The sequence below is a fragment of the Zobellella endophytica genome, assembly GCF_003012775.1.
GTDB lineage: Bacteria > Pseudomonadota > Gammaproteobacteria > Enterobacterales > Aeromonadaceae > Oceanimonas > Oceanimonas endophytica.
In genome coordinates this window covers 986,947-1,010,687 of sequence record NZ_PXYG01000001.1, presented here as the reverse complement: position 1 = coordinate 1,010,687, position 23,741 = coordinate 986,947, and the positions used below count along the sequence as shown (strand labels likewise).

Here is a 23,741-nt window from a genome sequence, read left to right as displayed (position 1 = left end):
CCCTTTGTCTGTCGGGACATTAACCGATGCTGAATATGGATTTTTCTCAACGACTGACCCTTCCCTATGACCCTTCCCGCTGGCAGGCATCGCCCGCCGCCGGGGTATGGCGCTACCCGCTGGAGCGGGAGCAGACGGAAAGCGGCCATGTCACCAGCCTGGTTCGTTTCGAGCCGAACGCCCGCTTCCCGGAACACCCGCACCCGCTGGGGGAGGAGTTCTGGGTGCTGGAAGGCACCTTCTCCGACGAAAACGGCGACTATCCGGCCGGCAGTTACGTGCGGCACCCGCCCCACAGCCGGCACGCCTCCTTCAGCCGTGAAGGTTGCCTGATTTTCGTCAAGCTCAATCAGTTTGCCGAATGCGACCGCTCGGCGCTGCAACTGACGCAGGAGCAGGGACTGTGGCTGACCGGTGACCACGGTTACCGGCGGTTGCCGCTGCACAGGCACGCGGGGGTGAGCACCAGCGTGCTGGACTTTCCCGACGGCGGCCGCTTTCCGCCCTGCTGCTACAAACACGGCCTGGAGATCCTGGTGCTGGATGGCCAACTGAACGAAGGGCCGACCGCCTATCCGGCCTTCAGCTGGCTGCGCTTTCCCCCCGAGACCGTGCCCGAGCTGGAAGCGGGGCAGGGCACCCGGCTGTGGGTCAGGACCGGTCACCTGAAACCGGCGCCGGTGGTGGCCTGAGCCGGCCCGACTTCTTTCCCTCCTTTCCATCGTCAAGAATGCACCGCCTCGCCGGTGCATTCGCCACCCTTCTTGATTGAAATCAAATAGAGCCCGGGTAATGGCGGAGAGGGCTTCAGTTCCTCTCTCCGCTGCCGATAAACTCGGCATCCCAAGCGGTACAAGAGATCCCCATGACGTCACTCAAACTCACCCATAAACTCGGCCTGCTGGTGCTTTTGCCCTTGCTGGCGCTGTTTCTGTTTGCCTTCCTTTACGCCGCGGCCAGCTATCGCACCATGGTCAATGCGGCGGACATGATGCCTATCACCCGGCTGGCGGCACAGACCGGCCAACTGGCTCACCAGCTGCAGGCCGAGCGGGGGCTGTCCGCCAGCGCGGTGAACGACAGCGGGGGTGACTTTGGCGCCCGCCTCACCGAGCAGCGGGCCAGAACCGACCAGGCCCTGCAGCAACTGGAGCAGAACAGCCGCCGGCTGGTGCTCGGCGGTGAAGCGGCGGGCCGGCTGGCGACACTGCAACAGGCCCTGGGACGGTTGAACGGGCTGCGCCAACAGGTGGATGCCGGGCAACTGACCGTGCCCCGGGTGGTGGACGATTACAGCGCCGTCATCGCCTCCCTGCTGGCGGTGATCGACGGTGCCGTCCCCTTGGCGGCCGACGCCCCGCAGGCGGCCTCGCTGAGTGCCTACAGCGCCTTTTTGCAGGCCAAGGATCGGCTTGGCCTGCTGCGTGCCAGCCTGAGTTCGGCCCGGGTGGCCGGTCGGTTCAGTCCGGAGCTGTACCGTCGCTTTGCGGCCCTGGAGGCGCAATACCAGAGCTATACCGAACGTTTCATGGTGCTGGCCGAGGCGCCCTGGCGCGCCCGCTTCGAGCAGTTGCAGCAACTGGCGGTGGCGCGGGAGGTACAAGACGCCATACGGCAGGCCCACCAGCAGCACGGCAACGGCACCCTGAGCGGCGAGGCGTCCGCCTGGTTTACCCTGGCCAGCCGCTACCTGGATGCGGTGAAGGAGGCGGAAGACCGTTTCGCCGCCAGCCTGGCCACCACCGGCGAGCAGGGCTACCAGGCCGCCCGCAACGGCTTTGCGCTGGCGGGGATACTGAGCCTGGCGGTGGCCTTGCTGACCCTGGTGGTATGTGGGCTGGTACTGCGTGACCTGCGCCGGGGCTTCGAGGCACTGAAACAGGGCATCTTGCGGGTTGCCGACCAGCAGGACTTCAGCCAGCCGGTGCGGGTGGCGAGCCGGGACGAGCTGGGCGAACTGGCCGATGCGGTCAATCGCATGCAGCGCCAGCTGTCGACCCTGCTCGGCCGGATGCGCGATACCTGTGAGCACCTGACGGCGCACAGCGGGCACACCCGCGGCACCTTGCAACTGATCCAGCAGGACCTGAACGAGGGCCTGGGGCAGGTTGACCTGGTGGTGTCCGCCGCCACCGAAATGTCCGCCACCGTGGCCGAGATCGCCCGTCACGCCTCGGAAACCTTTTCCGCCGCCAACCACACCATAGCGCGGGCCACCGAGGGCGATCGCAAGGTCGACGAGACCATTGTCGCCATCGAGCAGGTGGCCGGTTCCCTGGAGCACGGCGAGGCCCGGGTGGTGGAAGTGGCTGGCTACAGCCAGGACGTGAGCAACTTCCTGACGGTGATCAAGCAGATTTCCGATCGGACCAATCTGCTGGCGCTGAATGCCGCCATCGAGGCGGCCCGGGCCGGCGAGTCGGGACGGGGCTTCGCGGTGGTGGCGGAGGAGGTGCGTTCGCTGGCCCAGCAGACTCAGGTCACCGCCGGCCAGATTGAAGACATGCTGGCCCGTTTGCGCCAGGGCAGCGAGCAGGCGGTCACCGCCATGGGGCAGGGGCGCAGCCGCAGCCTGGCCTGTGTAGAGGAAGCGCGGGAGGCGGGCAGCCAGTTGTCCGCCATCGTGCAGGAAATCACCCAGGTCAACGCCATGACCGAGCAGGTGGCCACGGCCACGGAAGAGCAGCGCACCGTGACCGATGACATTCAGCACAACATCGTGGTGATGAAACAGGGCTACGACAACACCCAGCAGTGCGCCGGCGAGCTGGTGCGCGGCAGTGAGATGATGGAGCAGATGGTGGTGGAGCTGGACCGGCGGCTCAAGGCCTTTACCCTGGGCGCGGTGGACGGTGAAACACGGCAGGAGGCCAGTCTCACCAGCCGTTTAAAAAGCAACCAGAATGATGTTTCTCCCGTCGGCACAGGGTTACCCGATACCAACCCGTACGGGCGGGTATAAGGTGACCGAAGGGGGCGCGGGCGGCCCGCCCGCCTCTCGCCAGCAGTCAACCACGCTCTCGACCAAGGGAGAATGGGGCTGTCTGAATTTTGAACTAGTATGATGCGCTAGCGAGACCGCGGGGCCGGCAAATGGGGCTGTCCGGGAAGACAGGCTCCTGGTCCGGCTCAGACGTCGCTTTCCGGCGTGTCGAACCCGGGTGTTTCCACCGGAGCCAGCGGCCAGCCGCCGAGCGCCTTCCAGCGGTTGACGATGCTGCAGAACAGGTCGGCGGTCATGCGGGTATCGTACAGGGCGCTGTGTGCCTCCTTGTTGTCGAAGGGCAGCCCGGCGGCCTTGCATGCCTTGGCCAGCACCGTCTGGCCCAGGGCCAGGCCGGCGAGGGTGGCGGTGTCGAAGGTGGCGAAGGGGTGGAAGGGGTTGCGCTTGATGCCGGCCCGCTCGGAGGCGGCCATGACGAAACCGTGATCGAACGAGGCATTGTGGGCCACCACGATGGCCCGCTGGCACTGGTTGGCCTTGATGCCCTTGCGCACGCCCTTGAAAATCTGCTCCAGCGCTTCCTGCTCGCTCACCGCGCCGCGCAGGGCGCTGTAGGGATCGATGCCGGTAAAGGCCAGGGCGGCGGGCTCCAGGTTGGCGCCCTCGAAAGGGGCCACGTGGAAGTGATAGGTCTGATCCGGGCACAGCCAGCCGTTCCTGTCCATCTTCAGGGTGATGGCGGCAATCTCCAGCAGGGCGTCGGTCTGGGCATTGAAGCCGCCGGTTTCCACGTCGATCACCACCGGAAAGTAGCCCCGGAAGCGTTCGTGAAGCTGAGTACATGCTGTTGTTGCCGTCATTATTGTCCTAACATCCCCGAAAACAGGGCGCTTATTATGCCAGAGCCGGCCCGGGTCGTCGCCTGCAATGTCGGTCGCGGGCGGCGCCCGCGACCGGTTGGCGAAATATTGCGCAAGCGGATGATTTCGGGAAGAAAAAGATTGCACGGCCGCGCCGTCTTGCCTACTATACGCCCCGCTGAACCGCAGCCGGTGAAGGTGACACCGATAAAAAACAACCAAAAATCTGGTGAGGTGTCCGAGTGGCTGCCAGGAGGCGAAGCCGGGGCAATAAGCACGCAGCGTGCTGTGTCAGCCCGAGGACCGTCACTAGAAGACGAAAAGCCGGTGAAGGTAACACCGATAGAAAAAACAACCAAAAATTTGGTGAGGTGTCCGAGTGGCTGCCAGGAGGCGAAGCCGGGGCAATAAGCACGCAGCGTGCTGCGTCAGCCCGAGGACCGTCACTAGAAGACGAAAAGCCGGTGAAGGTAACACCGATAGAAAAAACAACCAAAAATTTGGTGAGGTGTCCGAGTGGCTGAAGGAGCACGCCTGGAAAGTGTGTATACGGCAACGTATCGAGGGTTCGAATCCCTCCCTCACCGCCAAACAGCAAGAAAATAGCCCGCAGAAATGCGGGCTTTTTTGTATCCGTGCGCCGGAGCCGTGCCCTGATCGCTGTTCCGGCTGATGGCAACACCAACGGGCGCTGCCTGAGCCGATAGAGACCGCTCGACCGGTCTTCTCCTGATCGGGGCCTGTCCGAAGGGCGGCGAGGCCGCCCGGAGCATTACTTGATGGTCTGCTTGTGCAGGCCTTTCTGCAGCACCAGATCGACGATCGGCTGCTCCCGCTTGTTGGCGCGGCGGCAGTGATCCTGCTGGAACTTGTCGGTCACCCACACCACGAAGCGGGCCCAGCGCTTGTTCTCGCGCTCGCGCCAGGCGTGGGAGGAAATCGATTCCCAGGCATAGCCGTTGAACACGGCGGCGTTCACGAAGTGATCCAGCGCCCGCACTCCGGAGCGGCCCCGCTCCACCCGGCCCACGAAGCCCACATAGCAGATGATCAGGTAGCCCAGTACCGCCATGGGGACCACGGCGCACATCAAAATAAAGCCGGCAATTCTCTCTTTCATGACGTTTTGCTTTCAACTCGTGGAACAAGAACCAGTTTCATGCCGTTTTCGGAGCGGATGGTCAGCCGCCCCACCGGCTCGGGCACGAAGCCCGGCGCCAGGGTAAAACGGTAGTGTTTCAGCAGGCTGGCCAGGATCAGGCTGGCCTCCTGCTGGGCGAAGGCGGCGCCGATACAGACCCGGGGGCCGGTACCGAAGGGCAGGTAGGACTTGTGCAGCGGTACCTTCAGGTCGCGCCGGGTGAAACGATAGGGATCGAAGCCGTGCGGATTGTCCCAGAATTCCTGGTGGCGATGGATCAGCCAGGGAGAAATCACCACCGAGGCGCCCCTGGCCATTTTCTTGTCGCGCATCTCGGTGGCATGGCTGCACTCCCGGGCCAGGAAACCCACCGGCGGATAGAGCCGCAGCGCCTCGCGGAAGGTATCTCGCACCAGCACCATCTTCTTGATGGCTTCCACGCTCAGCTCGCGTTCCGCCAGCACCCCGGCCACTTCCCGGTGGGCCTCTTCCTGGATGTCCGGGTAGAGGGCGAGCAGGTACAACGACCAGGTCAGGGCGCTGGCGGAGGTCTCATGGCCGGCCAGGAACAGCATGGAGATCTGATCCACTATTTCGGCGAAGGAAAACGGCAGGCCCGAGGTGTCGTCCCGGGCCTGCAGCAGCGACGACAAAATATCCTGCTGGCCGGCCAGGGCCGCCGCCGACTGCGGACAACCGGCCCGGGCCGCTTCGGCCTGGGCGTAGCGGGGGCGCACTATGTCCTCGATGGCGCTGCGGATCTCGTTGGCGTCCTGCAGCCGCCGGCGCTCGCTGAAACCCCGCTGCACCCAGCCTGGCATCTTGAACATCTTGAGCAGGGCCAGCTTGGGGGAGGCGGCCTGGAAGCGTACGAAGGCCTCCAGGATGCGGTTGGCCTGCTCCGGCTCCAGCCGGGTCGACATGATGGTGCGGAAGATGATGTCGGCGGTGACGTAGGTCATCTCCGGATCGATGTCTACCCAGGGCTGCGCCGCCTGGGTGGCGAGCCGGGCTTCCATGTCGCCCACCGCGTCCTGCATCAGCCCGAACACCTGCTGCACGCGGGCATGCTTGAAGGCCGGATCCAGCATGTCGCGCTGTTTTTTCCACTGGGCGCCGTTGGTGGTGAAGATGCTCTCGCCGAGCAGCGGCTCGAGAATATCCCCCAGCATCTGATGCTTGGGAAACTGCTCCACCTCGCTGACCATGACCCGGCGCACCAGATCCGGCTGGTTGACCATATACAGCTCCAGCCCGGGCAGGCTGAACTGACCCATCTTCATCTGGTAGCTGCGCGCATAGAGCGCATCCAGCCAGGAGCGGCGTTTCTTGAAGAACACCTTCCACAGCGAGGCCTTGCTCTTGGCCGGCGTGGGAAAAACGGGGCAGGTCATGATGGAGTCTCCAGTCGGGATGCCATGGGGCTGGATCCGGCGGTAAAGGCAAAATAGTCGTAGGGGCCGGGTTTGTCGGTGGCCATCAGATACAGAAAGTGCATGGTATACCAGGCGCGGCGCAGTTTCCTGTAGCGGTCGGCATGATACAGGGTAAAGAAACGGGGCGACAGAATGTAGGGTCCGCAGTCGGGAGCGGCCTCGAGGCCGCTGGCGGACAGGGGATCGAGCAGTGGAAAACAGGCGCCGTCGGTGGGGGCAGTGTAGTCCAGCCACAACAGATCCGGGTCCTGTCCCAGCTGCTGCAGGTCCCGGCGGTAGTCGCGGGCCCCGGGCTGGAAGCTGATCAGCGGAATGCACTGGCCCAGAGTGATCAGCACCAGCCGGCGGTTGGCCAGCAGCCGGCGGTCGGTCTGTGCCAGTACCCGGGCGATGATCGGCAGTACCAGCATGGTGCCGACGCTGTGGGCGACCACCAGGACCTCGTCGTTGCGCTCGTCGGCGAGGGCGGCCCGGATGCGTTCGCCAAAGGCGGCCATGCGCGGCTCCAGCTCGGGCAGCCTGCCCTTGCCCCACTTGGCCGAAAACGCATAGATGCGCAGCAGCCAGAACACCGCCGAGCGGTTGCCCAGCCGCTTGGCCGCCGCCAGGATCAGCAGCCCGGCGAGAGTGCCTGCCGTCAGCCCCAGCCCCGTCGCGAGCGATGGCGGCACCGGCAGGGTCTGCACCAGCCTGCACAGCCCGCTGCCGGCGAGCCAGGCCAGCACCAGGGTGGCAGTGATATAGAGGAACGGATAGAGGCCGGCCAGCATCTGTTTGTAGGAGGCCCGGGCAAAGGTGAAGATCAGGCCGTTGGCGAAATAGGCCCACAGGCAATAGAACAGGTCGCCCAGTATTGCCCACCAGCTCTTGGCCCAGTGGGCCCGGATGATGTCGTCCCAGCTTAAAAAGGTATAGCGGCTGCGGGTATGGCCGGCCTCCAGCCACCACTGGTGGGCATCCGCTCCCAGCCGTTGCCGCCTGGAGACCTTGATGTCCAGCCCGTTGACGGCCTTCTGCCCGGCGGCCTGGGTCTTGTACAGACGATGGTAATGGCCCGCGCCCCTGGGATCGAAGCCGGAAAGATAAAAAACCTGACGTTGCCTGACCGTCAATGGAGAACCCGTTCTGTGCTGTTTGCCGATGGCGGCAACTTTACCGGATCGCGATGCTTTTTAACAGGAAGCCGGTGTGCTAAAAAGCGGGGCCGGTGCGGCTGCCGGCATCGGCCGTGCCGGGGCTTGCGCATCGCTCGCGGCGGGCGGAATATGCCGCACCGTTGCAGATTTTGCGAATGTCATCAATAACCTAGCCATTTTCCGGCTGGTGCTTTCGACGAACTTTGTAATACTGTTGTTAATGGCTCACCCGGATATAAGGACATTTATGAGCACCGATACCGCCAAGTTACCCCTGGAAATGCTGTACCACTGGGCCGAGCACAGGCCCGAGCAGGTGTACCTGCGCCAGCCCAAGGACGGCCACTGGCACAGCCACAGCTGGGCCCGGGTGCTGGAGCAGTCGACGCGGCTGGTCAGCGGCCTGCGGGCGCTGGGTATGGCACCGGGCGACCGGATCGCGATCCTGTCCAAGAACTGCGCCGAATGGTTCATCTGTGATTTTGCCCTGCAGATGGGCGGCTACGTCAGCGTGCCGATCTATCCTACCGCCGGCGCCGAGACGGTGCGCTATGTGCTCGAGCACAGTGGGACCAAGGCCATTTTTACCGGCAAGCTGGACGAGCCCGGGGTACAGGAGCCAGGGATCCCCGAACAGATCATTCGCATCGCCATGCCCTATCCTTCCAGCATGGAAACACACCATCACTGGGAGGCGGTGCTGAACCACGAGCCCATGGCCGAGCGTCCGGTGCCGGCGCAGGACAGCCTGATGAGCCTGGTGTACACCTCGGGCAGCACCGGCAATCCCAAGGGGGTGATGATCAACTTCGGTGCCTATGCCGCCGCCTGCCGAGGCATCCTGGAAACCACCGGGCTGAACAGCGAAGACAGGGCGTTCTCCTATCTGCCCCTGTCCCATATCACCGAGCGGGTCTACATCCTCGGGGCCAGCCTCTATGGCGGCGTACCGGTGGGTTTTGCCCAGAGCCTGGATACCTTCATTGAGGACGTGAAAACCATTTCGCCCACGGTGTTTATTTCGGTCCCCCGGCTGTGGACCAACTTCCGCAGCCGTATCCTGGAGAAGCTGCCCCAGCGTAAACTGAACCTGCTGCTGAAGCTGCCCTTCGTTTCCGGCCTGGTCAAAAAGAAGGTCCGGGCCGGCCTGGGGCTGAGCGCCGCCCGTATCCTGGGCTGCGGCTCGGCGCCGGTGTCGCCCTCGCTGCTGCGCTGGTACGAGCGACTCGACATGCCGATCACCGAAGCCTGGGGCATGACCGAAAACCTGGCCTATTCCACCCTCAATTATCCCTATCGCAGCGACAAGGTGGGCTCGGTGGGCAAACCCGGGGTGGGGGTGGAGGTCCGAGTCTCGGAGCAGGGCGAGGTATTGTGCCGCTGTGCCGGCATGATGCAGGGCTACTACCAGGATGACGAGGCCACGGCCCGGGCCCTGCAGGATGGCTGGCTGCACACCGGCGACCAGGGCAAGCTGGACGGGGACGGCTACCTGACCATCACCGGACGGGTGAAGGATGCTTTTAAAACCGCCAAGGGAAAATACGTGCTGCCGGTGCCTATTGAAGCCATGCTGATCGAAAACGAGCAGATCGAGCAGGTGTGCGTGGTGGGCAGCGGCCAGGCGCAGCCGGTGGCCCTGGTGCAGCTGGCCGAAGGGCTGGATCAGCGGTACAAGGGGCCCCTGGCCGAGCAACTGGCGACCACCCTGGGGCATGTCAATCAGCGGTTGGAAAGCCATCAGCGGTTGGCGGGCATCCTGGTGATGCAGGACCCCTGGACGGTTGAAAACGACATCATGACCCCCACGCTGAAAATCAAGCGGCACCTGCTCGAGCAGCGTTATGCGGATCTCGAGCAGCGCTGGGTCAAGGGGCAGGTGGTGCTGTGGGAGCAGGATTTGCGCCGGATCAATTGATTATTGCAAAAATGGAATAATGACTTATTTCGTTTTACAGAATAACAGCTAATTAACCTCGGAGGGCTGTGTTACCTTTTTTTGCACAGCTTACTTAGTTTAACTTTTGTTAGTGGAATCGGGCAGACGGAAGCTGCCCATTTTTTTATTCCTCTTCCTCGTTTTTTTCCTGCCGGTTTCTCACCCAGGTCGACGCCAGCCGCTCGCGCATGTGCCGGTCGATAAACTCGATAAAGGTATTCAGCCGTACCGGCGCCAGTTCCCGACTGTGATACACCATGTGAAAGGGCCGCTTGCCTCCCAGCCAGGATGACAGCACCGGGCGCAACAAGCCCGCTTCAACGTGATGGGCCACGTAATGTCTGGGCACATTGACGATGCCGAGTCCCTGGATGGCGGCCTTGACCGCCGACTGCATCTGATTGACCGACAGCCGGGCCACCGGCTTGAGGTGAAAGCGCCGGCCGTCCTGGTGGGTCAGCTGCCAGTTACGGTGGGGCCAGCACTGCACTATGTGGTGCTGATCCAGCTCTTCGGGCGACTGCGGCATGCCCCTTTGCCGGAGGTAGGTGGGGGCGGCGTAGAGGCCGTAGAGGATCTCCCCCAGCCGGCGTGCATGCAGGCTGGAGTCGGGTAGTTCACCGCTGAAGAACACCACATCCAGATCCGTGTCCAGCAGGCTGGTGTAGTCGTTGCTCTGCAGCAGATCGATGCGGATGGCGGGATAGCGCAGGCAGAACTCGGTGATGCCGTCGATCAGGAAGGTGTTGGAAATGGCGATGGGCGCGGCCAACTTGATAAGACCGCTCATGCGTTGGCTCTGGCCCTGGATATCGCCGGTGACCTGCTCCATTTCGGTCAGCAGAGGGTTGAGCCGCTCGAAGTAGCGCCGCCCTTCCTCGGTCAGCTGCAGCTTGCGGGTGGTGCGGCTCAGCAGCTTGCAGCCGAGGGCCTGTTCCAGCGCGGATACTCGCCGGCTGAGGGTGGCGGTGGGCATGCCCAGCTGGGCGGCCGCATGGGAAAAGCCGCCCTGTTGCACGACTTTGACGAACAGGTAAAACGCATCCAGGTGTTTCATGGGGCAGGCGAGGTTCCGTGGTTGCCGTGGGTAATAGGATCATGGGGCGACTCTATGCGAGGGTGACACGTAGATCCACTGTTTTTGGTCGACCGACGTCGACCCGATAACACCTTGTCAAACCACCGTCGGGTCTACTCGCAGATCGAATTTATTCGACCGGGCACGGCGCCGTGGTCGGGAGGTCCATTGAAACGGACCCTACGCAAACCCGGCGTCCACCTGTAGGGCCCACTTCAGTGGACCGGTATCAGGTCGGTTGCAGATAATGGCGCAGCAGGGTCACGAACTCCGGGGCTTCCCGGTCCAGGTTCGATTCGTGCACCAGCAGGTCATAGCCGTAGAGCTCGCGCAAATGGCTCATCCGGTGACCGAGCATGGCGGTCAGGCCCTGGTAATGCTGGCCGCCGGCGGAGCGATAGTGGCTGTCTTCGATCAGCCAGTCCTGCAACTGGCTGCGGCTGACCGTGCCGTGACGCAGGGCCATGGCCAGCAGCGGGCGCTGTTCGGTCAGCAGATGGACCGCCAGCCGGGCGGTCATCAGCGGCAGGAATTCGTCGTAATCGCGGATCTTGATGCCCACGTAGGGCAGTTCCACCAGATCCAGGCCCGAGTGCAGCCGGGGCTGGTCGATGCGTACTATATTGCTCCAGTGCAGGCTCCAGCCCCCAATCTTGTGGTGAAAGTGCAGGTTGTCGGCGCTGAGGGAAAAACTGTAGGGCGGCTCCCGCAGCTTGAGGATGCCGAGCACCGTCATCACCAGCCCGGCCAGAAACAGGAACACCAGCACCAGTTGACCGCGCCCGTCCAGCAGGTACTGCGCCAACAGCAACACCAGCATCACCACCGCGCCCGCCAGGGTCAGGGCCGGGCCATGGCGGCGCGACATCGGCTCTATGTGTTGCGTTTCCCGCACCGGGGCTCCCATTCGGCGTGCGATTCCATTAAGGTGATGATACACAGAGACCGACTACAAGGGGTAAAAATGACAACCGCCATCGAGGTGATGCGGGGCCACCGCTCGATCCGTAAATTTACCGAACAACCGCTGACCGGTGCCCAGCTGGAGGCGATCATGGCGTCGGCCCAGGCCGCGCCCAGCTCCAGTTTCCTGCAGGCGTCGTCGGTGATCCGGGTGACCGACCCCGAGCTGCGCCAGTCGCTTATGGCCCTGTGCGGTAACCAGGCCTACGTGGCCGCGGCCGCCGAGTTCTGGGTGTTTTGCGCCGATTTTCATCGTCATCTGCAGTGGGTGCCCGAGGCAAAAACCGGCTTCGCCGAGCAGTTGCTGATCGGCGCCATCGACACCGCCCTGATGGGGCAGAATGCGTTGACGGCGGCGGAGTCGCTGGGGTTGGGTGGGGTCTTTATCGGCGCGGTGCGCAACCACCCCCATGAACTGGCAGCCTTGCTCGGGCTGCCCAGGGGAGTGATACCGCTGTTTGGCCTGTGCCTCGGCTATCCGGCGCAGGATCCCGAGCCCAAGCCACGCCTGCCGGCCGCGCTGATGTTCTGGGAAAATCGCTACCCGGCGCGGCAGGACGAAACGCTGATGGCGGACTATGACGCCCGGGTTCGTCACTATTACCAGACCCGGACCGGCGGCACCAAGGACATGAGCTGGACCGGACAGATCGGCGATACCCTGGCCAGGGAGGCGCGCCCCTTTATGCTGGCGTTCCTGCACGAGCAGGGATTCTGCCTGCGCTGAGCCGGCAGGCTACAGCTTGACCACCAGCAGGTCGCAATCGCTGATGTCGAGAAAGCCTACCGCGTTGGAAAAAAAGTGGCCGAGGAAATGATGCTCGAGCTGATGGCCGCAGATCAGCAGATCGGCTTGCTTTTCCTGCACCGCCAGGCGCACCGCCTGGCGGATGTCGCCGCTTGGCAGCGAGATACTGGCAATCTGGTGCTGCTCTTCCCGGAGCAGCTGCATGATCTCATGGCCGCTCTCCAACCGTAGTTTCATCTTGAGTTTGCGCAGGTCCATGTTCAGGCTGCCCACGTAAACGCCACTCAGATCCGGCTCCACGTGCACGATGTGCAGGCCGGCCTGGTAGCACTCCGCCAGCTCGACCGCGCGCTTGAGCAAGGATTTTTCCTGCTGATTCAGCTCCAGGGCAACCAGAATGTTTTTATAGGGCATGGTTCGCTCCTTGGCACCGGCGAGACGGCTGTCCGCCCGGTCACCACCAATTTGTTGCCATATGAGTCACTATCAACCCGGTGATCGACAAATGCAAGAACAGGATGGCCGCCAGCACCAGCGGCTTCCAGCCCACCGACTTCAGACTGCCGAACTGGGTACCGAGCCCCAGGGCCGCCATGGCCATGGTCAGGGCCCAGGTATCGAACTGCCGTATGTCCGCCACCCAGCCCGAGGGCAGGCTCAACAAGGAGTTGGCCACCACCACCGCGATAAAACCGAAGGCAAACCAGGGCAGGGGCGCTCGGACCGCGCTGCCGCCATGCCGGCGGCTGAGCCAACTGCCCAGCACCAGCAACACCGGCGCCAGCATCATCACCCGGGTCAACTTGGTGATCACCGCCGTCTGGGCCACATCATCACCCATGGCGGAGCCGGCGGCAACCACCTGCGCCACTTCATGCACGGTGGCGCCGGTATAAATGCCCATGGCCTGGGGCGACAGCCCGAGCAGCGGATAGAGCAATGGATAACTGAACATGGCGATGGTGCCGAACAGCACCACTGTGCCCACCGCCACCGTGGTTTGCTGGGGCCGGGCCCGCACCACCGGCTCGGCGGCCAGGACGGCGGCGGCGCCGCAGATGGCCGAACCCGAGCCCACCAGCAGGCTGGTGGCGGCATCCAGCCCCAGCCAGCGGCGGCCCAGCCAGTAGGCGAGGAAGAGGGTGGAAACCAGCATCACCGCGTCCACCAACAGGGCGCCGCTGCCGACCTCGGCAACCTGCTGTAGGGTGATGTTGATGCCGTAGCAGGCCACCCCGACGCGCAGCAGGCGCTGCTTGCAGAACGCCAGGCCGGCCTGCCACGGACCGGCGGCGAGAAAGGGCAGGGCGTTGCCCAGCACCAGTCCCAGCAGGATGGCGAAGATTAGCGGGCTGACACCCGAGCTCAGTTGTTGTGACAAGGCGATGCTGGCGCTTGCCAGCAGCGCCGCCAGGACGACGCCCCGTAAGATACCGGACATTGAGATTCCTCCCCCGAGTGATATGGAGGCAGTGTAGGGAGTTACATTGAATAATTAAAATTGAAGTTATTTAGTTTTAATATCAATTTTATTGATTATTGGTGGTGAAGCCCTGAACCGGGGCACCCTCCTGACAGCGAATGCCCGCTGTGCTAGTCTTTCGCCATTGAGGAGGGCTGTTGATGATCCTTACCGTGATGCTGATGGCGCCGCTGTTCGGTGCCCTGTTTTATGTCGCCGCCTTGCAGAGCGCCTTGCCGCCCCGCCGCTGGGCCATGCTCGGTTGTCTGTTCGGCCCCGTGGCCTTGCCGCTGTTCCTGGCACGCCGCCGCTGGTCCCTGGTATGCGCCCGGGGCGTGAGATACGGCCTGCTCAGGGCCTGAATTGATCTCGCGCAAGCCTTGTCGTCGAGGCGTCTGTTATGCTGTCCCCATCGGGATCTGTTTGGAGCATGTCATGAGTGCACTGGAAAAATTAATCTGGAACGTGTTGGGCTATACCGCCATGCCGCTGATCTTTCTGATCGGTTTCATCGGGGTGTCGGTATTTACTTGCCTGGTGTTGATGTGGATGGACAAGAACAAGGGCTGAGTGCGGCTTTGTTGATTAAGATCAAGCCGGCCGGGAGGCGGTGCCAGTAAGCTTGACCACGTTGGCGCCACGTCAACAACCTGATGATCACCGGGGTGATCTCAGATTCTGGTTTCTGTTCACTCGTTAGTATGTACTCTTTTCGACTGGCCTTCCGGCCAGTTTTTTTGCCTCGCCGTCAACAAACTGTCATCTGCGCCGGGCAGACTCTGCACCGTCTGTCGCCGGAGGGAGCCTGGTGCTGTTCTGCTCGCAAAACCGAATGATTTTCGGTGGACTTGTGTTCTATATGTTATAGCTAAGAGAAGAACATAAGAAAGAGTGTCCGCCACCTGGTCAAAGGGTGAGCTGGATCCTTGAGCATAACTAATAGCAGGGGTATGATGCCCGCCGTTTATCTGGGCGGGGTTCGCCTGAAAGTGAGGTGGAGATGAATATCTTTATCATGCGCCACGGCCAGGCGGCGCCGGAAGCATCCAGCGATGCGCTCCGGCCTTTGACCGAACAGGGAAGGGATGAAGCCTGTTTAATGGCGCAATGGCTTGCTCATCAAGTCGCGGTGTTTGACAGGGTTTTGGTGAGTCCCTATTTGCGAACCAGGCAGACCTGGCAACAGGTTTCCCGGCATATTGCCGGCGAGCAGGTGGAGTGCAGTGAGGAGCTGACACCTAATGCCGATGCCGATCTCGCCGCCAGTTTACTGTTGGCCTATGGCGAGCTGAACCGGCAGGACAACCTGCTGGTGGTCAGCCACATGCCGCTGGTGGGCTTTCTGGTCGAAAGCCTTTGCCCGGCCACCATGGCACCGATTTTTGTAACCTCGGGTATTGCCAAGATAACCTTGAACGCGGCGCAGGGGGCCGTGTTCGATTGGCTTGAGGGGCCGCACAATATCCGGCCCCACTATGAACAACATTTCCAGTTGTGCAGGTCTTTAGGATGAGCAGGATGCTCATAGAGAAAGAAAAGAAGCAGAGGTGTATCATGCGTATTTTTAAGCAATATCAGCCTGTGTTGATCGCCAAGTATGTAAAAACCTTTTTCAGCGGCCGCTTGTACATTCGTGGCCGGGGGGCCTTTATGTACGCCAGAGGCATGCTGGTCATGCCGGATCATGCCGATAAACGCCACCGCAGCACGGTACAGGAAGTCAACCGTCTGATCGGCCAGTTGCAGGCACCGCAAACGGTGGCCTGATGTGCGCTTGACCCGTTAATCGGGAGTGTCGAGGCCGGATACCCATCCGGCCTTTTGCGTTTCAGGGCGGCGGCTTCGCTTCAGGACGCAGTCTTCAGCAGCACCAGCAGGGCGGCATTGCCGCCCCAGGCGCGGGTGGCCTGGTGAAAGGCCAGCACCTGGGGATGCTGGGCCAGCCACATGGGCAACCGCTGCTTCAGCACATGCTTGCCGTGCCCGTGCATGATGGACACGCACTTCACCTGCTGGCGTTTTGCCGCGAGCAGCAGCGCCGACAACTCTTCCTTGGCCTGCTCCTGGGTCAGGCCATGCAGATCGAGGAACAGGTCGGGAACATAGTCTCCCCGGCGCAGCTTCTTCAGCTCATAGGCCGAGGTCTCTTCCTGCCGGTAGCGGGTGGGCCCCACCTGATCCAGCCAGGGCTCGTAAATATCGGAAAATGGATGGGCTTCGGCCTTGTCCTTGCGCTCCGTGCGTTGTTGCGCTTTCACCTTGACCGGCGCCCGGTGCGGACTTATGGTATCCTGCTTCAATTTGCGGACACCGCGCACTGCCTCCTTAAAGAGCGTTTTTTCATCGTCCTTGGCGGGGGATGTGGCGGTCATGTCTGCGTCCGATTATTCAAAAACAGCCATTTTATCGAGGCGGAGGGGTTTTGGACACGCTTTTTCATGATGAGGCGCTCACCGAGCTGCACACCATAGGCGACTGGCTGCGGTTTTCCGTCAGCCGTTTTCAGCAGGCCGGGCTGTTTTACGGCCACGGCACCGACAATGCCTGGGATGAAGCGGTACAGCTGATCCTGCCTCTGTTACACCTGCCGCAGGACAGCCCGCCCCAGGTGCGCGATGCCCGCCTGCTGCCGGCCGAGCGCCGGCAATTGCTGGAGGCGCTCAAGCTGCGGGTCGAGCAGCGCGTGCCCACCCCCTATATCACCCAAACCGCCTGGTTCGCCGGCTACGAGTTCTATGTGGACGAGCGGGTGCTGATCCCCCGTTCACCCATCGCCGAGCTGATCGAGCAGCGTTTCGCCCCCTGGCTGGCCCACGAGCCCCGGCGCATCATGGACCTGTGCACCGGCTCCGCCTGCATCGCCATCGCCCTGGCCCACGCCTTCCCCGAGGCGGAGGTGGATGCCCTCGACATTTCCCGCGAAGCGCTGGACGTGGCGGAGATCAATATCCAGAACCACGGCCTGGAGCAGCAGGTCATTCCCATCGAGTCCGACCTGTTTTCGGCCCTGCCGGCGGGCGACAGGTATGATTTGATCGTGGCCAATCCGCCCTACGTGGACGACGAGGACATGAGCGATCTGCCCGACGAGTTCCGCCACGAACCGGAGCTGGCGCTGGCGTCCGGCAGCGACGGCCTGGACTTCACCCGCCGCCTGCTGGCCCAGGCCTGCGACTTCCTCACCGACGACGGTGTGCTGGTGGTGGAAGTGGGCAACAGCCAGATCCACCTGGAGTTCGCCTATCCCGAATTGCCCCTGTCCTGGGTCGAGTTCGAACATGGCGGCCACGGTGTCTTCGTGATCAGCCGGCGCGATCTGCTGCCCTTCCGGGAACAGTTTTAATCTCACATAAAGGAAACGAATCAATGGCAGGGAACAGTATCGGAACCCTCTTTCGTGTATCTACCTTCGGTGAAAGCCACGGCCCGGCATTGGGCGCGGTGGTGGACGGCGTGCCGCCCGGGCTGGAGCTCGGCGAGGAGGATTTGCAGCAGGATCTGGACCGGCGCAAGCCCGGCACCTCCCGTTTTACCACCCAGCGGCGGGAAGCGGACCAGGTGAAAATCCTGAGCGGGGTGTTCGAAGGCAAGACCACCGGCACCTCCATCGGCCTGCTGATCGAAAACACCGATCAGCGCTCCCAGGATTACTCCGCCATCAAGGACCTGTTCCGGCCGGGTCATGCGGATTATACCTATCACCAGAAATACGGTGTTCGCGATTATCGCGGCGGCGGCCGGTCCTCGGCGCGGGAAACCGCCATGCGGGTGGCGGCCGGGGCCATCGCCAAGAAGGTGCTGGCCCGCTTCGGGGTGTCCATCTTCGCCCACCTGACCCAGCTCGGGCCGATCAAGGCGGAAGCCTTCGATCAGGGCATCATCGAGACCAATCCCTTCTTCTTCGCCGATGCGGACAAGCTGGAGCAACTCGACGACTACATGCGCGAGCTGAAAAAAGAGGGCAACTCCATCGGCGCCAAGATCCAGGTGGTGGCCAGGGGCGTGCCCGTGGGCCTGGGCGAGCCGGTGTTCGATCGGCTGGACGCCGACATCGCCCATGCCCTGATGAGCATCAACGCGGTCAAGGGGGTGGAGATCGGCGACGGTTTCGCGGTGGTGGAGCAGAAAGGCTCCGAGCACCGGGACGAGCTGACCCCCGAGGGCTTTACCAGCAATCATGCGGGTGGGGTATTGGGTGGCATTTCCAGCGGCCAGGATATTGTCGCCAGCATCGCGCTCAAGCCGACCTCCAGCATCATGGTGCCGGGCAAGACCATCGACGTGCACGGCAACCCCACCGAAATGGTGACCCGCGGCCGCCACGACCCCTGCGTCGGCATCCGTGCCGTGCCCATCGCCGAAGCCATGCTGGCCATAGTGCTGCTCGATCACCTGCTGCTGAACCGGGCGCAAAACGCCGAGGTCGTCACCAGCACGCCCAAACTGTAGGGCCGACTTCAGTCGACCAAGCCGTGGTGTCGGAACGGTCCATTGAAATGGACTTTACGGCTATGCTAAAGGCCGGAACGGTTCCATTAAACCCCTACAACGAACGCCTCTTGTGTACCCCCTTCAGCCGGGTAAAATGGCGGCCCTGAATCGAGGGCCGCTTTTATTATGTCATTTTGCTACCGGGATCTGATTTCCCTGTTTAACCAGAGCTTCGCCGACACGTACAATACCCGCCTCGAGCTGGGCGACGATGAACCCATCTACCTGCCGGCCGACGGCCAGGTGGCGTATCATCGCATTATTTTCGCTCATGGTTTTTTCGCCAGCGCCCTGCATGAGGTGGCCCACTGGCTGCTGGCGGGGGAGGCGCGCCGCCGGCAGCTGGACTATGGCTACTGGTACCATCCGGACGGCCGGGACGCCGAGGCCCAGGGCGCCTTCGAGGCGGTGGAGGTCAAGCCCCAGGCCATCGAATGGGCGTTGTCGCTCAGCTGCGGTTTTCCCTTCAATGTCAGTTGCGACAACCTGAATGGCAGCGCGGAGCCGGATCGTCATGCCTTCAGGGCCCGGGTGCGGGAGCAGGCGCTGCATTACCTGGCGGACGGATTCCCGCCCCGGGCCCGGGTGTTCATGGCGGCCTTGCAGCGACATTACCGGCGAGTGCCGCTGACGGCGGCGGACTTCAGCGTTAACTGAGAGGCAGCAATGTTCAAGATAGGTCTGATTATCAACCCGCTGGCGGGACTGGGCGGCACAGTGGCGCTGAAAGGCAGCGACGGCATGGCCGAGCAGGCCCGGGCCCTGGGTGCCGAGCCGCGCGCCCTGCAGCGAAGCAGCCTGGCGCTGGCGGAGCTGGTGGCGCTGAAGGACCATGTCCGCATCTATACCGTGGCCGGCGACATGGGTGAAACGGTATGCCGCACCCTCGGGCTGCCGTTCGAGATCTGCTACCGGCCGGGCAACCCGACCACCGCCGGGGACACCCACCAGGCGGTGCCGCTGCTGGTGCAGCGGGGCATCGATCTGCTGCTGTTTGCCGGCGGCGACGGTACCGCCCGGGACATCTGCGCCGAAGTGCCGGAACACCTTTGCGTGCTCGGCATCCCCGCCGGGGTGAAGATCCACTCCGGGGTGTACGGGGTCACCCCCGCCGGCACCGGCCGGCTGCTGGCCAGGCTGGTGCGCGGCGAGCCGGTCAGCCTGATGGCGGCCGAGGTGATGGACATCGACGAGGCCGCCTTCCGCGAAGGCCGGGTGCGTGCCCGCCGTTACGGCGAAATGCTGATCCCCGGCGAGCTCAGCTACGTACAGGCGGTGAAGGTGGCCGGCAAGGAGTCCGCCGAGCTGGTGCTCACCGACATCGCCGACGACATTATCGAGCGGATGGACGACGATACCTGGTATATCATGGGCTCGGGCACCACGGTGGCGGCGGTGATGGAGCGGCTCGGGCTGGAGAACACCCTGCTGGGCGTGGATCTGGTGTACCGGAAACGGCTGGTCGTCTCGGATCTGGACGCCAGGAGCCTGTATGACCAAATCAGGGACAAGCAATGCAAGCTGGTGATCACCCTGATCGGGGGCCAGGGCCATATTTTTGGCCGTGGCAATCAGCAGCTCAGCCCCGAGGTGATCAAGGCCGTGGGGCGCGACAATATCTGGCTGCTGGCGACCAAGGCAAAGCTGAATTCGCTCCATGGGCGCCCGCTGCGAGTGGACACCAATGATCCTGGACTGGACCGTGAACTCGGCGGCCTGATGCGGGTGATCACTGGCTATCATGATGAAGTTCTGGTCCGGGTGGCAAACCCGGAAGACGAGGCGGAATAAATGAATATTTTTGAATTTGAACGGCTGCTGCTGGCGGAGATCGACGGTCAGGTGGCCGAGGCCAGTGACGATCAGCTGTTTGCCGGCGGTTACCTGCGCGGACATATCACCCTGGCGGTGGCCCAGAGCGAAATCGCCGGGCGCAACCACCTCCGGGACGTGAAAGCCCGGGTGAAAACCAGCCTCAACCAGGCCATCCTGAGCGGTGAGCTGAACGACGACGATCAAAAACTGGTGCTGGGATTCTGGCACAAGCTGGTGGACAAGGTGGAGCAGGCCGCTGCCGCCGAATAAGCGGGACAAGGCACAAAAAAAGAAAGGCCGGCGCCTGTGAAGGCGCCGGCCTTTTGCATTTATTTGCCGGCTTACGCCGGGTCTGCCATAGGGTCCATTTCAATGGACCAATCCCGCACCCGGCACCGGGTTTGGGATAGGAGGGCGAATAAATTCGCCCCTACAGCAGGCGGCGTGTCTGCCGTCGGGTCCTTTGTAGGGTCCATTTCAATGGACCAATCCCGCACCCGGCACCGGGTTTGGGATAGGAGGGTCGAATAAATTCGACCCCCTGCAGCGGTTGCACCGGATCCCCTGGGGGCTTAGTCCAGGATCACGCCCCGGCGCTTGAGGATCTCGATCACCTCGTCGGCGGCGGCTTCGGCGCTGAGGCTGGTGGTATCCAGGCGAATTTCAGGCTCTTCCGGCTGCTCGTAGGCGGAGTCGATGCCGGTGAAGTTCTTCAGCTCGCCGCGGCGCGCCTTTTTGTACAGGCCCTTCACGTCACGATCCTCGGCCACCGCCAGCGGGGTGTCCACGAACACCTCGATGAACTCGCCGTCTTCCAGCAGATCCCGCGCCAGGCGGCGCTCGGAGCGGAACGGCGAGATAAAGGCGGTGAGCACGATAAGGCCCGCGTCCACCATCAGCCTGGACACTTCCGCTACCCGGCGGATGTTCTCCACCCGGTCGGTATCGGTAAAGCCCAGATCCTTGTTCAGGCCGTGGCGCACGTTGTCGCCGTCCAGCAGGTAGGTGTGGCGGCCCTGGGCGTGCAGCTTTTTCTCCACCAGGTTGGCGATGGTCGACTTGCCGGCACCGGACAGGCCGGTGAACCACAGTACCGCCGGCTTCTGCCCCTTGGTCAGGGCGCGGGCATCCTTGTTCACGTCCACGTGCTGCATGTGGATGTTCTGGCTGCGACGCAGGGAGAAGTGCAGCATGCCGGCGGCGACGGTGTTGTTGGTCAGCCGGTCGATCAGGATGAAACCGCCGGTGTCCTTGTTGTGCTGGTAGTCGTCGAAGGCGATGCCCCGGTCCAGGCTGATGTTGCAGATGCCGATGGCATTCAGCTCCAGCTTCTTGGCGGCGGTGTGCTCCAGGGTATTGACGTTGACCTGGTACTTGATGTCGGTCACGGTGGCGGTCACCGTCTTGGTGCCGATCTTCAGCAGGTAGGGCCGGCCCGGCAGCATGGCGTCTTCGTGCATCCACACCAGGGTGGTCTCGAACTGGTCGGCGGTCTGCGCCGGCTCTTCGGCGGTGGAGATGACGTCGCCGCGGGAGATATCGATTTCGTCGGTCAGGGTCAGGGTCACCGACTGGCCGGCCACGCCCTGGGGCAGGTCGCCGCCGTGCACCACGATACGGGCCACGTGGCTTTCCTTGCCGGAAGGCTGCACCCGGATGCGGTCGCCGGGCTTGACCACGCCGCTGGCGATGGTGCCGGAGAAACCACGGAAGTCCAGGTTGGGGCGGTTGACCCACTGCACCGGCAGGCGGAAGGCCTGCTTCTGCATGCGGGTGTCGTCGATTTCCACGGTTTCCAGGTAGCCCATCAGGGTGGTGCCGTGGTACCAGGGCATGTTGTCGCTGTGGGTGATGATGTTGTCACCCTTGAACGCCGACATGGGGATATAGGTGATCTGTTTCAGTCCCAGTTGCTCGGCGAACTTGCTGTAGTCCTCGACGATGGAGCGGAAGGTCTTCTCGGAATAGCCCACCAGATCCATCTTGTTGATGGCGACGACGATGTGGCGGATACCGAGCAGCGACATCAGGTAGCTGTGGCGGCGGGTCTGGGTGAGGATACCCTTGCGCGCGTCGACCATCAGGATGGCGGCGTCGGCGGTGGAGGCGCCGGTCACCATGTTGCGGGTGTACTGCTCGTGTCCGGGGGTGTCGGCCACGATAAACTTGCGCTTGTCGGTGGAGAAGAAGCGATAGGCCACGTCGATGGTGATGCCCTGCTCGCGCTCGGCGGCCAGGCCGTCCACCAGCAGGGCGAAGTCGATGTCGTCACCCTGGGTGCCCCATTTCTTGGAATCCGCTTCCATGGCGGCGAGCTGGTCTTCGAACAGCATCTTGGATTCGAACAGCAGGCGGCCGATCAGGGTGCTTTTGCCGTCGTCCACGCTGCCGCAGGTGATGAAGCGCAGCAGGCTCTTGTGCTCATGCTGCTTCAGGTATTGCTCGATATCGGTGGCAATCAGGTCGGATTGGTGCGCCATTAGAAGTAACCCTCTTGTTTTTTCTTTTCCATGGAAGCGGCGGAATCGTGGTCGATCATCCGGCCCTGACGCTCGGAGGTCTTGGTGAGCAGCATTTCCTGGATGATGGCGGGCAGGGTGTCGGCCTCGGACTCCACGGCACCGGTGAGCGGGTAGCAGCCCAGGGTGCGGAAGCGCACCTTCTTCATCATCGGCACTTCGCCTTCTTTCAGCGGCATGCGCTCGTCGTCCACCATGATCAGGGTACCGTCGCGCTCCACCACCGGACGCTCGGCGGAATAATACAGCGGCACGATGGGAATGTTCTCGAGGTGGATATATTGCCAGATGTCGAGCTCGGTCCAGTTGGACAGCGGGAACACCCGGATCGACTCGCCCTTGTGCTTGCGGGCGTTGTACAGTTTCCACAGCTCGGGACGCTGGCTCTTGGGATCCCAACGATGCTGGGCGGTGCGGAAGGAGAAGATACGCTCCTTGGCCCGGGATTTTTCCTCGTCGCGGCGGGCACCGCCGAAGGCGGCATCGAAACCGTACTTGTCCAGCGCCTGCTTCAGGCCCTCGGTCTTGGTGATGTCGGTGTGGATGGCGGAGCCGTGGGTGAAGGGGTTGATGTCCTTCTCGATGGCTTCGGGATTGACATGCACCAGCAGGTCCATGCCCAGTTTTTCCGCCATCTGGTCGCGGAAGCTGTACATCTCGCGGAATTTCCAGCGGGTATCCACGTGCAGCAGCGGGAACGGCGGCACAGAAGGATAGAAGGCCTTCATTGCCAGGTGCAGCATCACGGCGCTGTCTTTACCGATGGAGTAGAGCATGACCGGGTTTTCGGCCTCGGCCACTACTTCCCGCATAATATGGATACTCTCGGCTTCGAGCCGTTGCAGGTGAGTAAGGTTCATGGAGTTCCTCGTTGTTTCAGGTAAAACAGGAGCCGGACGCGGCACCTGCGTGCGCTGATCCGTCTTGCTGGTAAAGGGGGTGCCCGCCGCCAGCAACCTGGACGTCGGGTGAAACACCACCAGTTTGTTCTGCTGCCCGGCCAGCCAATGGGTGATGGGAGCAACCGAACTGATATCGCAACCCCGTAAAATCAGGTAGATTTTACGGTCAAACTCTCGGGTAAGACGACTGAAAAACGCGATGAAGTCGTCGGCCTTGGCCGGCCTGGCACTCAGCCACCACAGTAGCCGGCCTCGGGGCGAGTGCACGAACAACTGGCAGCGTTCCGGCGCGTCGTCGAGGGCGGGC

The 23,741-nt window shown here is 62.7% G+C and carries 24 protein-coding genes and 1 tRNA gene; 14 read left to right on the top strand and 11 right to left on the bottom strand.

Translation table 11 applies throughout. From position 1 onward, the window contains the following. Positions 1–26 precede the first annotated feature (26 nt). Together C7H85_RS04570 and C7H85_RS04565 are read left to right on the top strand one after the other, a co-directional pair. On the top strand, positions 27–692 hold the full coding sequence (locus tag C7H85_RS04570) for a cupin domain-containing protein (protein WP_106728478.1): 666 nt from the start codon (positions 27–29) through the stop codon (positions 690–692). 173 nt (positions 693–865) lie between these two features. Next, entirely contained in the window at positions 866–2,962 is a 2,097-nt protein-coding gene (locus tag C7H85_RS04565) for a methyl-accepting chemotaxis protein (RefSeq protein ID WP_106728477.1), read from the top strand. 167 nt (positions 2,963–3,129) lie between these two features. Here C7H85_RS04565 and rnt read toward each other — a convergent pair whose 3' ends face one another. Then, positions 3,130–3,804, bottom strand: coding sequence for a ribonuclease T (gene rnt, locus C7H85_RS04560; protein WP_106728476.1), 675 nt, complete (start codon positions 3,802–3,804; stop codon positions 3,130–3,132). A gap of 502 nt (positions 3,805–4,306) precedes the next feature. On the opposite strand from rnt, the gene C7H85_RS04555 reads away from it, so the two are divergent. Then, positions 4,307–4,394, top strand: a tRNA-Ser gene (locus tag C7H85_RS04555). A gap of 182 nt (positions 4,395–4,576) precedes the next feature. Here C7H85_RS04555 and C7H85_RS04550 read toward each other — a convergent pair. The 3 genes from C7H85_RS04550 to C7H85_RS04540 are packed head-to-tail and all read right to left on the bottom strand — an operon-like array spanning position 4,577 to position 7,493. Further along, positions 4,577–4,924: a hypothetical protein gene (locus C7H85_RS04550; protein WP_106728475.1), complete on the bottom strand. Its 348-nt coding sequence runs from the start codon at positions 4,922–4,924 to the stop codon at positions 4,577–4,579. Next, positions 4,921–6,339 (bottom strand): cytochrome P450, encoded by a 1,419-nt coding sequence (locus C7H85_RS04545; RefSeq protein ID WP_106728474.1) that lies wholly within the window; start codon positions 6,337–6,339, stop codon positions 4,921–4,923. Before C7H85_RS04545 ends, C7H85_RS04550 begins: the two co-directional genes overlap by 4 nt. Continuing rightward, a complete protein-coding gene (locus C7H85_RS04540) occupies positions 6,336–7,493 on the bottom strand; it encodes a hypothetical protein (RefSeq protein WP_106728473.1) in 1,158 nt (385 codons plus the stop codon). The genes C7H85_RS04545 and C7H85_RS04540 overlap by 4 nt, the downstream gene beginning before the upstream one ends. A 271-nt stretch (positions 7,494–7,764) precedes the next feature. Between C7H85_RS04540 and C7H85_RS04535 the strand changes: the two genes are divergently transcribed. Continuing rightward, entirely contained in the window at positions 7,765–9,435 is a 1,671-nt protein-coding gene (locus tag C7H85_RS04535; protein WP_245879561.1) for an AMP-binding protein, read from the top strand. A 145-nt stretch (positions 9,436–9,580) separates the two neighbouring features. Here C7H85_RS04535 and C7H85_RS04530 read toward each other — a convergent pair whose 3' ends face one another. Both C7H85_RS04530 and C7H85_RS04525 read right to left on the bottom strand, forming a co-directional pair. Next, positions 9,581–10,513, bottom strand: coding sequence for a LysR family transcriptional regulator (locus C7H85_RS04530; RefSeq protein ID WP_106728472.1), 933 nt, complete (start codon positions 10,511–10,513; stop codon positions 9,581–9,583). A 250-nt stretch (positions 10,514–10,763) separates the two neighbouring features. Continuing rightward, positions 10,764–11,441, bottom strand: a complete 678-nt coding sequence (locus C7H85_RS04525) for a DUF2982 domain-containing protein (protein ID WP_106728471.1) — start codon at positions 11,439–11,441, stop codon at positions 10,764–10,766. A gap of 57 nt (positions 11,442–11,498) precedes the next feature. Here C7H85_RS04525 and nfsA point away from each other — a divergent pair, with 57 nt between their 5' ends. Beyond that, the gene (gene nfsA / locus C7H85_RS04520; RefSeq protein WP_106728470.1) at positions 11,499–12,224 is read left to right on the top strand and encodes an oxygen-insensitive NADPH nitroreductase; all 726 of its coding nucleotides are present in this window, start codon (positions 11,499–11,501) and stop codon (positions 12,222–12,224) included. A 9-nt stretch (positions 12,225–12,233) separates the two neighbouring features. Here nfsA and C7H85_RS04515 read toward each other — a convergent pair whose 3' ends face one another. Continuing rightward, positions 12,234–12,659 (bottom strand): universal stress protein, encoded by a 426-nt coding sequence (locus tag C7H85_RS04515; RefSeq protein ID WP_106728469.1) that lies wholly within the window; start codon positions 12,657–12,659, stop codon positions 12,234–12,236. A 40-nt stretch (positions 12,660–12,699) separates the two neighbouring features. After that, positions 12,700–13,686 (bottom strand): YeiH family protein, encoded by a 987-nt coding sequence (locus C7H85_RS04510; protein WP_106728468.1) that lies wholly within the window; start codon positions 13,684–13,686, stop codon positions 12,700–12,702. 182 nt (positions 13,687–13,868) lie between these two features. Here C7H85_RS04510 and C7H85_RS04505 point away from each other — a divergent pair, with 182 nt between their 5' ends. The 4 genes from C7H85_RS04505 to C7H85_RS04490 all read left to right on the top strand — a co-directional run bounded on the left by C7H85_RS04505 (position 13,869) and on the right by C7H85_RS04490 (position 15,474). Continuing rightward, positions 13,869–14,069: a hypothetical protein gene (locus C7H85_RS04505; protein ID WP_106728467.1), complete on the top strand. Its 201-nt coding sequence runs from the start codon at positions 13,869–13,871 to the stop codon at positions 14,067–14,069. Positions 14,070–14,142: 73 nt separating this feature from the next. Further along, positions 14,143–14,277: a TIGR02808 family protein gene (locus C7H85_RS04500; protein WP_106728466.1), complete on the top strand. Its 135-nt coding sequence runs from the start codon at positions 14,143–14,145 to the stop codon at positions 14,275–14,277. Positions 14,278–14,707: 430 nt separating this feature from the next. Next, positions 14,708–15,220, top strand: a complete 513-nt coding sequence (gene sixA / locus C7H85_RS04495) for a phosphohistidine phosphatase SixA (protein WP_106728465.1) — start codon at positions 14,708–14,710, stop codon at positions 15,218–15,220. Positions 15,221–15,261: 41 nt separating this feature from the next. Beyond that, positions 15,262–15,474, top strand: a complete 213-nt coding sequence (locus tag C7H85_RS04490) for a DUF1107 domain-containing protein (RefSeq protein WP_106728643.1) — start codon at positions 15,262–15,264, stop codon at positions 15,472–15,474. 80 nt (positions 15,475–15,554) lie between these two features. Here C7H85_RS04490 and smrB read toward each other — a convergent pair whose 3' ends face one another. Further along, complete coding sequence (gene smrB, locus C7H85_RS04485; RefSeq protein ID WP_106728464.1) at positions 15,555–16,079, bottom strand: endonuclease SmrB; 525 nt, start codon at positions 16,077–16,079, stop codon at positions 15,555–15,557. 50 nt (positions 16,080–16,129) lie between these two features. Here smrB and prmB point away from each other — a divergent pair, with 50 nt between their 5' ends. The 5 genes from prmB (at position 16,130) to C7H85_RS04460 (ending at position 20,283) form a co-directional block, all read left to right on the top strand. Next, positions 16,130–17,050: a 50S ribosomal protein L3 N(5)-glutamine methyltransferase gene (prmB, locus tag C7H85_RS04480; RefSeq protein ID WP_106728463.1), complete on the top strand. Its 921-nt coding sequence runs from the start codon at positions 16,130–16,132 to the stop codon at positions 17,048–17,050. 23 nt (positions 17,051–17,073) lie between these two features. Further along, positions 17,074–18,156: a chorismate synthase gene (aroC, locus tag C7H85_RS04475; protein ID WP_106728462.1), complete on the top strand. Its 1,083-nt coding sequence runs from the start codon at positions 17,074–17,076 to the stop codon at positions 18,154–18,156. A 168-nt stretch (positions 18,157–18,324) separates the two neighbouring features. Continuing rightward, positions 18,325–18,855 carry an elongation factor P hydroxylase gene (locus C7H85_RS04470; RefSeq protein WP_106728461.1) on the top strand — a complete coding sequence of 177 codons (531 nt, stop codon included), beginning with the start codon at positions 18,325–18,327 and terminating at the stop codon, positions 18,853–18,855. A gap of 9 nt (positions 18,856–18,864) precedes the next feature. Further along, complete coding sequence (locus C7H85_RS04465; protein WP_106728460.1) at positions 18,865–19,989, top strand: ATP-NAD kinase family protein; 1,125 nt, start codon at positions 18,865–18,867, stop codon at positions 19,987–19,989. Further along, complete coding sequence (locus C7H85_RS04460; protein WP_106728459.1) at positions 19,990–20,283, top strand: YfcL family protein; 294 nt, start codon at positions 19,990–19,992, stop codon at positions 20,281–20,283. Between the two features lie 302 nt (positions 20,284–20,585). Here C7H85_RS04460 and cysN read toward each other — a convergent pair whose 3' ends face one another. Beyond that, positions 20,586–22,493: a sulfate adenylyltransferase subunit CysN gene (gene cysN, locus C7H85_RS04455; protein ID WP_106728458.1), complete on the bottom strand. Its 1,908-nt coding sequence runs from the start codon at positions 22,491–22,493 to the stop codon at positions 20,586–20,588. Continuing rightward, positions 22,493–23,392, bottom strand: a complete 900-nt coding sequence (gene cysD, locus C7H85_RS04450; RefSeq protein ID WP_106728642.1) for a sulfate adenylyltransferase subunit CysD — start codon at positions 23,390–23,392, stop codon at positions 22,493–22,495. Before cysD ends, cysN begins: the two co-directional genes overlap by 1 nt. Positions 23,393–23,741: the final 349 nt, after the last annotated feature.